Source organism: Elizabethkingia argenteiflava (assembly GCF_009904105.1).
Classification (GTDB): domain Bacteria; phylum Bacteroidota; class Bacteroidia; order Flavobacteriales; family Weeksellaceae; genus Elizabethkingia; species Elizabethkingia argenteiflava.
The window spans coordinates 1-227 of sequence record NZ_JAAABJ010000548.1 but is presented as its reverse complement, the minus strand read 5'-3'; the positions used below and the strand labels follow the sequence as shown (position 1 = coordinate 227).

Below are 227 nucleotides of genomic sequence, written 5' to 3'. Positions count from 1 at the left end.
AGACTTAACTTCAGAATTTATGAGTATTGATTCAGAGCGGGATTTATTCAGAAAATTACCTTTCAATTTATCCTCTAGGATTGAACGTAGTGTTTACAATCGCAGAAAGCGCAACTTGTTTGCTTATGGGGATTCATTAAGAAACAAGATAGCTGCAAAAATATCTGTCAGTGATTATTACATTGTAGATAGCATGCCATTAGAAATATGCAAATTAATCAGAAGTT

The 227-nt window shown here is 32.6% G+C and carries 1 pseudogene; it reads left to right on the top strand.

Going from position 1 to position 227, the window contains the following annotated elements:
* Positions 1-227, top strand: a pseudogene (locus tag GNY06_RS13770) (IS982 family transposase); the annotation flags it as partial.